At 49.4% G+C, this 9,682-nt stretch carries 10 protein-coding genes; 3 read left to right on the top strand and 7 right to left on the bottom strand.

Going from position 1 to position 9,682, the window contains the following annotated elements:
• Window positions 1–470: 470 nt before the first annotated feature.
• On the bottom strand, window positions 471–1,619 hold the full coding sequence (locus VZT47_RS07850; RefSeq protein WP_330224419.1) for a twin-arginine translocation signal domain-containing protein: 1,149 nt from the start codon (window positions 1,617–1,619) through the stop codon (window positions 471–473).
• Window positions 1,620–1,969: 350 nt separating this feature from the next.
• On the opposite strand from VZT47_RS07850, the gene tatA reads away from it, so the two are divergent.
• Both tatA and tatC read left to right on the top strand, forming a co-directional pair.
• Complete coding sequence (tatA, locus tag VZT47_RS07855) at window positions 1,970–2,176, top strand: twin-arginine translocase TatA/TatE family subunit (protein ID WP_330224420.1); 207 nt, start codon at window positions 1,970–1,972, stop codon at window positions 2,174–2,176.
• Window positions 2,173–2,883 (top strand): twin-arginine translocase subunit TatC, encoded by a 711-nt coding sequence (gene tatC, locus VZT47_RS07860; RefSeq protein WP_330224421.1) that lies wholly within the window; start codon window positions 2,173–2,175, stop codon window positions 2,881–2,883. Before tatA ends, tatC begins: the two co-directional genes overlap by 4 nt.
• A 197-nt stretch (window positions 2,884–3,080) precedes the next feature.
• Here the strand turns inward: tatC and VZT47_RS07865 are convergent, their stop codons facing one another.
• From VZT47_RS07865 to VZT47_RS07880, 4 genes are all read right to left on the bottom strand, one after another.
• Window positions 3,081–3,404, bottom strand: a complete 324-nt coding sequence (locus tag VZT47_RS07865) for an RNA helicase (protein ID WP_330224422.1) — start codon at window positions 3,402–3,404, stop codon at window positions 3,081–3,083.
• A 111-nt stretch (window positions 3,405–3,515) separates the two neighbouring features.
• Entirely contained in the window at window positions 3,516–4,691 is a 1,176-nt protein-coding gene (locus VZT47_RS07870) for a MalY/PatB family protein (RefSeq protein WP_330224423.1), read from the bottom strand.
• 9 nt (window positions 4,692–4,700) lie between these two features.
• Window positions 4,701–5,831, bottom strand: coding sequence for a trans-sulfuration enzyme family protein (locus tag VZT47_RS07875; protein WP_330224424.1), 1,131 nt, complete (start codon window positions 5,829–5,831; stop codon window positions 4,701–4,703).
• 133 nt (window positions 5,832–5,964) lie between these two features.
• Entirely contained in the window at window positions 5,965–6,333 is a 369-nt protein-coding gene (locus tag VZT47_RS07880; RefSeq protein WP_330224425.1) for a hypothetical protein, read from the bottom strand.
• 195 nt (window positions 6,334–6,528) lie between these two features.
• Here VZT47_RS07880 and VZT47_RS07885 point away from each other — a divergent pair, with 195 nt between their 5' ends.
• Complete coding sequence (locus VZT47_RS07885) at window positions 6,529–6,792, top strand: hypothetical protein (RefSeq protein WP_330224426.1); 264 nt, start codon at window positions 6,529–6,531, stop codon at window positions 6,790–6,792.
• A 149-nt stretch (window positions 6,793–6,941) separates the two neighbouring features.
• On the opposite strand, the gene VZT47_RS07890 is transcribed toward VZT47_RS07885, so the two are convergent.
• A complete protein-coding gene (locus VZT47_RS07890; protein WP_330224427.1) occupies window positions 6,942–7,583 on the bottom strand; it encodes a CpXC domain-containing protein in 642 nt (213 codons plus the stop codon).
• Window positions 7,584–7,927: 344 nt separating this feature from the next.
• Window positions 7,928–8,707: a sigma-70 family RNA polymerase sigma factor gene (locus VZT47_RS07895; protein ID WP_330224428.1), complete on the bottom strand. Its 780-nt coding sequence runs from the start codon at window positions 8,705–8,707 to the stop codon at window positions 7,928–7,930.
• Window positions 8,708–9,682: the final 975 nt, after the last annotated feature.

The raw sequence follows: 9,682 nt of genomic DNA on the forward strand, positions 1-9,682 counted from the left end.
ATGTCTCACGAGAAGCATACGCCCATTACGATTTCTGCTGCCGATTGATCAGTATGTCCCGGAATTCTGGGAACCCGGCTCTATCCTCCAGTCCTTCATTTCCAGGAGGACTTGTTTTCGTGCTCAAAAGCCGCTCATCACAACGTGATGGGCGGCTTTTTGCGTTTCCGTTCGTAGTTATCAGCGGCCGGGGTTTTTGAAGTTTTGAAATAACAGTTGTCTTTGAAACTTTGAATCGTTCGGAATCCGGGGTGGTGGCCCGCATCAAAATCTGGAAGCGGGCATGTGTGTGGCTATTTCAAAGGACTGGACATACTTTTGATAACTAAGAACTGTTGAGCTGATAAATGATAACAAAAAAGACCGCTTCATTTCTGAAGCGGTCTTTTGGCTTGCATCGAAGAACGAACAACGAATCACGAAGAACGATTATCGATGATTCATGTCGAAAATGTTCATAAAGGTAAGCCTTATTTCAAAATAATCTGATGAACGAGAGCATTAATCTGCTTCATGCCGTCTGCGAAAGAGGACAGATGGTTGATGTACATGAAGGAAACCTGGGAGCCCACGTAGTTTCTGAATTTGTTGAAGGTGGGTTCATCGGTGATGCCGTAATCGGAAGCGGCGATTTCCTTCAGGATGGCGATGGATTTGCCGGAAGCCGGGCTGGTCAGTACCCAGTCATGGTCGCCCAGATGAACGATGTAGCCTTCCTGTTTATGAGGAGCCGGGAGTCCTTCGCCGTCTTTGGTGAGGGCGCCGTATTTCACAGGATCAATACCTGCAATGATGCCGGCTGCTTTGATCCAGCCGACTACCGGAGCTTCTTCTTTCGGATTGGAAGGAGCGCCATGGGCACAAGCCTGGGCTACCACTTCTTCCGGAGGAAGTCCGCGGGTCATGGATTCAGCGATGGAGAATACATGGTGAGCGCCCTGACCGGCCAGAGTGTATTCCTTCAGGGATGCGCCGTTTGCCTGCCACTGGAAGACGAAAGGTTTCTGGTTATCATGGAGTGCCTGTCCTGCGAGGGCGATATCATAGTCTACGTCATAGCCGAAAACTTTCGTGTAGGTGTCGCAGAGACCGAGGGTAATATGCATATTGGAGCATACATGGGTGGAAAGTCCGCCCGGATAGGGATGATGGCTCATGTAGCCGGAGCCCGGAGCCGTCATGGTGGGCTGGCTATTTGCCGGAACTTTCGGGAAAAGGGTTTCTGCCGTTATTTTGGACGGATTCACGAGGCCTTTTTCGAGGAGCTTATTGTAAGTGCGGGTCACGGCAGAAGAAGAAGTGTAGTTTGCCATGAACCGGGGCTGGGGATCGTTGTAAATGCCAAGAACAGCAGATCTGAGGGAGCTGTCCTTGATTTTATTGACCAGGGAAAGGAGGTCTTTGTAGGAACCATTGACGAGGGGAGAGGCCTTGGCAGAACCGATGGCATCGGGCAGGTCTTTCACCGAAATCGGTTTGATTTCCAGGCGGTGTGCCGTTTCTTCGGCAGCGGAAGCCTGGAAGGGGAAATGGAAAAGCATAGCGCCTGCAGCAGTTCCTACAGCAAGTTTCAGGAAAGTTCTTCTGGAAATCGGTTCCTTCATCATTGATTCACTCATGGTATCCTCCAAATTCTAAACAGGTGGTGAATGATCCTTTGGAAATAGAGTCAGCGGTACCCTTTTCATCCGGGATTCACCTTTTCATGGAACCGCATGGAAAGACTGGGGAAGTTTCCATAGGAGTGATTCTTTTGGATTGTCCTCCCATGCGGATATTTCCAGTGTAGGAAGTCAGAGCAAAGAAAAAGCGAGGATTTGGAAAAAATATGGAAATATCCGTCAAAATTCAGTAAATTTGCAGAAATTTTCCAATTCTGACAGAAATGAAAATAAAATTTGACAGAAACGAAATAGAGAAGGGGTATGCTGTACATAATATTTCCATCGTTTACGCAAGGAGGTACATTATGTTTGGCATCGGCATTCCTGAATTACTTCTCATCCTCGTCATCGGTCTCATCGTCTTCGGACCCGGCAAGCTTCCGGAAATTGGCAAAGCTCTGGGAAAGAGCATGCATGAATTCAAGGACGCAGTCAATACAGATGAAACAAAAACCGTAACTGTAGTGAAAGAAGTCCAGGTTCCCGCAGCTCCGGCAGGTGAGAAAAAATGATTGCCGCTGAATCGGCAGGGGAAATGCCCCTTACCGGTCATCTTTCCGAACTCCGGCAGCGGATCATTTCCTCTCTCATCGCCATTGGTCTGGGGACGGCAGTATCTTTATTTTTTATCGAAGAACTCATTGCCTTCCTTACGGCTCCGGCGGGGCATCTCTATTTCTCAAGGCCCGCGGAAGTTTTCATCATCTATATGAAAACAGCCGTGATTGCCGGCTTCATCCTGGCATCTCCTGTCGTTTTCTACGAATTCTGGCGCTTCCTTCTTCCCGCCCTGACGGACAGAGAAAAATCCTGGACCGCCATTTTCGTACCCCTTTCCGTGGGACTCTTTCTGGGAGGCATCTGCTTTTCCTACTTCTTCGTCATGCCCAGGAGCCTTCAATTCCTGATAGGTTTCGGGGGAGAAAGCTTCACGCCTCTCCTGTCCATGGAGAATTATCTGGAATTCGTGCTTCTCATGATCCTTCCCTTCGGCATCGTTTTCAACCTGCCCCTCGTCATGATTGCATTATCCCGGGCAGGCCTTGTCCATGCGAAGACGCTGAAAAAAGTAAGGAAATTCGTCATTCTCGCTTCTTTCATTATTGCTGCCGTCATTACGCCGACACCCGATATCCTGACTCAGTCCCTGCTGGCTTTGCCGTGTATCGTGCTTTATGAAGTGAGTCTGAGGATTATATCCATCTGGGATAGAAAATAGGCAGCAGTCATTTTCAAAAGCTGAATTTAGAAGTTATCAGTTATCAGTTCGCAGTTCTCAATCATTGTGGCCCGCATCAGAAATGAAAGCGGGCCTTTTATAATTTGATTTTCACCCTGATTTGCTTCAATAAAAAAGGTTCCTGATTAAGCCGTGTCAGGAGCCTTTTTGTCATTATAAAAACAGGAAATATGGTATTACAGATTGTTCAGACGGGAGGTTTCCAAATCTTCGATTTCAAAAGTGCCGTCATTGATTTCGTTCAGCCGGATTAAGATTTTTTGAATCAGAGAAAGCATGCTTCCTTTTTCTGCCTTTTCCTTTTCGTGATTGAACCAGCAGGGAGAGTTGTGGGAATCGAACTCGTAATAGGAAGAAAATATTTCCATAGCCTCCGCGTTCAACTTCTTAAGAATCGGGTCATCTGAAATCAGTGGATACTTTAAAACCGCAATTCCATCCGCGTTATATATCCATATGGGGCCGTGAAGGTATTCATTCATCAGTTTGACTTTGTACATTATATTTCCCTGCTTTTTGAAAAATTGAGTAAAAGCCCGCCTCCATATTCTGTTGCGGGCTTCCTTCACTGAAAACTGATAACTGAGAACTGATAACTTCTTCACCTGAAGTTATTTTTCAAGCCCGGCTTTCAGCTGCCTGAGTCCCTGCGCGAGAGTCGCCCTCGGGCAGGCGAGGTTGAATCTAAGATACCCTTCTCCTTCTTTTCCGAAAACATAGCCCATATCGAGCCAGAGGTGGCAGTCGTAGAGGATTTTGTGTTCCAGTTCCTCATTGGAAAGTCCATAGGCCGAAGCATCGACCCAGAGGAGGTAGGTCCCTTCGGGTTCGATGAGTTTTAATTTCGGCAGATGTATTTTCAGATACTCACGGAAGAAATCAAGATTTCCGCGAATGTATTCTTTGACGATGGAAAGCCATTCAGCGCCTCCTTCGTAGGCGGCCCGGCAGGCGGTAAGGCCCATGACATTCAGCTGATCATAGCCGAAAGCGTCCAGTTCTGCCTGAAATCTGGCGCGGATGCTCGGATTGGGGATGAAAATATTGGAATTCTGGAGGCCCGCGATGTTGAAGGTTTTGGAGGGAGCCGTGCAGATGACGGCATTTTGGGCGGCTTCTTCAGAAATGGTGCCGAAGGCGGTATGGGGATGGCCGGGCCAGGTGAAGTCTTCGTGAATTTCATCGGCAATGATTTTTACATGATGTTTCAGACAGATTTCTGCGTACTTTGAAAGTTCTTCCCTCGTCCATACGCGGCCCACGGGATTGTGGGGGCTGCAGAGGATGGCCAGCTTCACGTGATTGGAAATAATTTTTTCTTCTAAATCCTCAAAGTTCAGTTCATAATGACCGTCTTTGAGGACGAGGGGCGAATTGATGAGTTTCCTGCCGTTTTTGATAATGGCATTGAGGAAGGGGTAGTACACGGGCTGATTGATGAGGATGCCGTCCCCTTCACTTGTGAGGGCCTTTACGGCGATATTGATGGCAGGAACGACGCCGGGAGTCTTGATGAGCCATTCCGGTTTGATTTCCCAGTGGAAATAGGTCCTCTGCCACGCCGCCAATGCTTTGAAATAGCCATCGCCGGATTCGGAGTAGCCGAAAATCCCGTGAGCCACCCGTTTTTGAAGGGCATCGATGATGGGCTGGGCCACACGAAAATCCATGTCTGCCACCCAGAAGGGGAGCACGTCCGCCGGTTTTCCGCGGGCCACCGCAAAGTCATATTTCAGACAGCCGCTTCCGCGCCTGTCTATAATCGTGTCTAAATCAGATAGTTTCATAAGTCCTCCTCAGTCCAAAGCCTGTTTCAAATCGGAAATCAGATCTTCTGCTCCTTCGATGCCTACGGACAGGCGGAGGAGGCATTCCGTGATGCCCCTCGACTGCCTTTCTTCTTCTGTCAGGTCGCAGTGGGTCTGGGTAGCGGGGTAGGTAATGAGGCTTTCCACGCCGCCCAGGGATTCAGCAAAGCGGATGAGCTTGACCGATTTCAGCACTTTCAGGGCTGTCTCATGGGAATCGGTGTAGAAGGAAAGCATGGCTCCGGCGCCGCGGGACTGTTTGAAGTGAACAGCTCTATTTTCAAAATTTTTGAGTCCCGGATAAAGGACTTTCGTTACTTTTGGATGATTTTCGAGGAATTCCGCGATGGCCTGGGCATTCTTTTGGGCTGCTTCCATGCGGAGGGCCAGGGTCTTGATGCCCCTTGTCACAAGCCAGGAATCCCAGGGAGCGAGGCACCCTCCCACGGTCTTGTAAAGGAAACGGATTTTTTCGGCGACCTTCGGATCTTTGCAGACCACAAAGCCTGCCAGGGTATCATTGTGGCCCGCCAGATATTTTGTGCCGCTGTGAAGGACGATATCCGCCCCAAAGTCGATGGGATTGCAGAAATATGGGCTCATGAAGGTATTGTCCGCGATGAGGAGGGCCTGATGTTCATGGGCAAGTTCTGCGATTTTCTGAATATCCGTCACCTGCATCATGGGATTTGTCGGGGTTTCGATATAGATGGCCTTGACCGTTTCATCGAAAGCTTTTTCCACGTCTTCGGGGTGAGAGGTGTTTATAAATTTAAATTTCACCCCGTTTTTTTCGTTGATGAAACGGAAAAGACGGATGGAACCGCCGTACAAATCGTCAGAGGAAAGAATCGTATCTCCCGGTTTGAAAAGTTCCATGACCATGGAAATAGCGGCCATGCCGGAAGCATAGCTGGTACAGTCACAGCCGTGCTCAAGGGCGCAAACCACTTTCTCCGCGCATTCGCGGGTCGGATTCTGGACCCGCGTATAGTCATAACCCGTAGATTGCCCCAGCTCCGGATGACCGAAAGTAGCGCTCTGAAAAATCGGTACGGAAATGCACCCGGTGGGGTCTTTCCAGTCGCTTCCATGAATGCAGATTGTCTTGATGTCCATAATAGCCTCCAATGTTTTGTCATACGTAGAAATCAAAGAACAGGGGACAAGGGTGGTGGGACTTGAACGTTGCGAATTCCTTTCAAACCATTCTTATGAAAAACTTTCTTAGGAAGTTATCAGTTATTAGTTCTCAGTTCTCAGTGAAGGTGGGCCCGCAAATGATTTGGAAGCGGGCCATATACAATATATACTTTTCAATACTGATAACTGAGAACTGCGAACTGATAACTTTTTCTACCACAGTTTTAAAAAATGATTTTAAATTCTGTTCAAGCCCTCTTAGTAACCCCTGCTGCGGGCTGGCTTTCAGCCTTTGTTTCTGAAATAAAAAAATCGCCTCTCTATTGAGAGACGATTGATACCGTGTTACCACTCTGCTTTTTCCTGACGTCACCATCAGGAACTCTTGAGGTACGCCGGAAATTTCCTTGATACCCCGCTGCTGTATCGGGCAGTCCCGGCGGGCTTCATGATTCGGCCCAACTGGCTCCAGGTCCATCTTCAGCTCCTTCACTCGTACTGCTTTCACCCGACGCAGCTCTCTGGGACTCGCTCCGATGCTTACTCTTCCTGTCATTGCCTGTATGTGATTGTGAATATGGTAGCATGAGGGGGACGTATTGTCAAGACGTAAGGCCGAAAGGAAACTGTATAACGGGAAACTTTTGAATCGGGAATGTCGGAGATCTCGGGAATGATCGGGGTTGTCGGGAAGGTGGCGCTGCTGAGGCAGCGCAAATTATTTATGGGGAATGAAGAATCGGGGAACGGGATGCGGGGTGCGGGGAGGTGTGCCGCTGATGCGGCACGAGTTAATATGGGAATGTACGCAGGCGGGGCGTATTCCGGAAAGTTGGAAATTTTAAAGAACAATTTCAATAAGGGACCATTTAACGATACACAAATTGCAATTTTTTCATTTTGTGTATCGTTAAATGGCTTTTTCATATGGAAATAGGATATTGTCCGGGCTGGATATTCCCATATGAAAAAGCGGCCCGACAGGGCCGCCACCTTAACGAAGAACGAATAACGAAGAACGAAAAGCTCTATGTTAGTTTAAATTTCTAACTGCTGACTGCTAACTACTAACGGCTAACCGCTAAACTACCCCAGCTTATTCACCATTTCCACTGCCCAGGCTCTGTTGATGATGAGATCCTTCTGGGACAGGAAATCGATGCGGGGAAGAGCGGCGTCTTTGATGGCTTTGTAGAGAGCAATGTCAAATTCCATGGATGCCACCATGGCGCCGCCTTTTCTGAAAAGGAAGCCATGCTCCCCGTCTTCATTGGTGGCAAAGTAGATTTCTTCGATGCCTTTATCCTTGTAATGCTCCTCCACATTGGCCCAGACGGAACTCTTGATGATTTCCACAATCCGGTCATCCAGGCCCGCATCGAGGATGAGGAGTTTTTCCTTGAATTCATTATAGGAAAGGACGATGCGCTTTACATAGCCGTCAAAGGCATTTCCCTTCTGTCCCAGCATGGCGGCCATATCGTTATAGCTGGATCCGTCGGCATCCACGAAAATGAGGATTTTGTCTTCCTGCTGGTGGTAAAGGAAATTGTAATTCAAAACCGCCGTGGCTCCGCAGTCCGGACAGTGATAGCGGAAAGCTTCGTCATTCCGGACGGCTGCTTTCATTTCCGGATTTTCCATGGTATTGATGCTGTCCCAAACGAGACATTCGTGCTTTTTCCCGCACTGGGGGCAGGTAATTTCCTGCATGGCGCTCTGTGACATAGGTACCTCCGTGATTCTGTATTTTTTCTATTATAACAAATGGGAGGTCAAGTTTGGGTAAATTCGTGGGTAATACTTGATTTTGAAGGGAAACTTCAGGATGGAAAGCTTTTGAATCGGGAATGTCGGGGGTATCGGGGTTGTCGGGGCTATCGGGAAGGTGTCGCTGCTGATGCAGCGACGTTTTTTATGGGGAAAGAAAAACGGGGAGCGGGGTGCGGGAAGCGGGGTGCGGGAAGGTGTCGCTGCTGATGCAGCGACGTTTTTTTATGGGGATTGTGCGCAGGCGGAAGAAACTGGCCGAGGGTCGAACAACGAATCACGATAAGCACAATTGACCGGAATCACAGTCCCTCTTTGTGCGCAGACAGGTATTTCCGGAGTTTCTTCATGGCGCCCTGATGAGCGTCTCTGACGGAAGTGGCATCGATTTGAAGGATTTCCGCGACCCTGACCGGTTTCAGATCCTGGAAATAAATCATCTCGATAACCCGGGCCTGTTTTTCGGTGAGGCCTGCCTCTTTCAGCGCTTTCCGGGTGAGGTTTTTTATATGGGAAATGGTGTCTTCTTCTTCAATCAGGGCCGAGGGGTCCGGACGGTCATCGGCCCGGTAGTCCACATTTTCCATTTCCCCGTCCAGGGGGGTATTGAGGGAGAATTCATTGCGCTGCCGGTAAAGCCCGTTCTTCCGCACTTCATCTTTCATGGCTCCTTCCACATAGGGCTTGAGATAGGCGAGAAAGGGGGTCTTTTTTGATTCTTCATATTGGAAGGCGGCCTTCCGGAAGGGCTCGAAGGTGGAAATCACGAGGACTTCGAGGCTTTCCCAGGTATAGCTGTCCGCCAGGCGGACCAGGTAGGGAAAATTCCAGGCCCACAGGATTTCCAGGGCTTTTTCATCATCGATTTCGCTCCGATGATAACCCCGAAGCACGTCTTCACTGGTGGGATACCTTTGGGCCCATTCGTTTCTGGTGTAATCCACGAAGGTTCTCATGGTATTCATGAACTCCTGCCTGGGCGAGGCGCCGTAGCTTTCGGTCCCTTCCTGAAGGGTGAGGGGAGAGGCGGCGATTCGCTGCTGCCATGCTTTCATGAAATCGATGAGGCGGAAATTGTCCATGGAAATCAGCTCCTTCCATACATTTTCTTTATTTTACGATGAGCAGGGAATTTGTGCAAATGAATGTTTGTATTGCGCTCAGGCTGATGATCCGGAATGAAAACTGTAAGATGAAAGAGCTTTTGAATCGGGGGTGTCGGGAGTATCGGGGCTATCGGGGTGATCGGGGAGCGGGGAGCGGGGTGCGGGAAGGTGTGCCTCTGATGCGGCACGAGTTTAGATGGGGACTCTGCACAGGCGGGGGATGAACCTGTTCCTGACATAAAGTTCATCGGGGAGCGGGGAGCGGGGAGCGGGGTGCGGGAAGGTGGCGGCCTGATGGCCGCGGAGTTTTTATGGGGGCTGTGCGCAGGCGGGATGATTAACTGTTAACCTCAATGTACAGTTTCTCAACTTACGGTTTCATTCCAATATAAAGTTCATCGGGGAGCGGGATGCGGGGTGCGGGGTGCGGGAAGGTGTGCCGCTGATGCGGCACGAGTTTTTATGGGGCCAATTCTTTCATGGCACGGGAAATTTTTGAAATCAGCTGAGAAGGGGAGCTGCAGGCCGGAGAACTTTTGAATCGGGGGTGTCGGGGATGATCGGGGGGTATCGGGAATCCCGGGAAGGTGGCGGCCTGATGGCCGCGGAGTTTTTATGGGGCCTCTGCACAGGCGGGGGATGAACCTGTTCCTGACATAAAGTTCATCGGGGTGCGGGGAGCGGGATGCGGGGTGCGGGAAGGTGGCGGCCTGATGGCCGCGGAGTTTTATGGGGACTCTGCACAGGCGGGGGGAATTAACCATTAACCTCAATGTACAGCTTTCCGTTAATCAGTTTCTTTCGGGTAGAAAGGGAGTGTACAATAGACTGTGTAAAGTTGAATTGTAACTCAAATGAGAAACAGCAGATAGGTCTCTGAATTAACAACATCATCTCTCAGTAAGGCTTTTCGCAAACGGTGATAGGATACCGCTATAAGACAATAAGCGC

Source organism: Dialister sp., assembly GCF_036343215.1.
Taxonomy (GTDB): Bacteria; Bacillota; Negativicutes; order Veillonellales; family Dialisteraceae; genus Dialister.

Coding starts and splice junctions, on each gene's coding strand:
- VZT47_RS07895 (WP_330224428.1), bottom strand. CDS start 8,707: ATGGACAATTTCCGCCTCATCGATTTCATGAAAGCATGGCAGCAGCGA.
- VZT47_RS07875 (WP_330224424.1), bottom strand. CDS start 5,831: ATGGACATCAAGACAATCTGCATTCATGGAAGCGACTGGAAAGACCCC.
- tatA (WP_330224420.1), top strand. CDS start 1,970: ATGTTTGGCATCGGCATTCCTGAATTACTTCTCATCCTCGTCATCGGT.
- VZT47_RS07885 (WP_330224426.1), top strand. CDS start 6,529: ATGATCGGGGTTGTCGGGAAGGTGGCGCTGCTGAGGCAGCGCAAATTA.
- VZT47_RS07880 (WP_330224425.1), bottom strand. CDS start 6,333: ATGGACCTGGAGCCAGTTGGGCCGAATCATGAAGCCCGCCGGGACTGC.
- VZT47_RS07890 (WP_330224427.1), bottom strand. CDS start 7,583: ATGTCACAGAGCGCCATGCAGGAAATTACCTGCCCCCAGTGCGGGAAA.
- VZT47_RS07865 (WP_330224422.1), bottom strand. CDS start 3,404: ATGTACAAAGTCAAACTGATGAATGAATACCTTCACGGCCCCATATGG.
- VZT47_RS07870 (WP_330224423.1), bottom strand. CDS start 4,691: ATGAAACTATCTGATTTAGACACGATTATAGACAGGCGCGGAAGCGGC.
- tatC (WP_330224421.1), top strand. CDS start 2,173: ATGATTGCCGCTGAATCGGCAGGGGAAATGCCCCTTACCGGTCATCTT.
- VZT47_RS07850 (WP_330224419.1), bottom strand. CDS start 1,619: ATGAGTGAATCAATGATGAAGGAACCGATTTCCAGAAGAACTTTCCTG.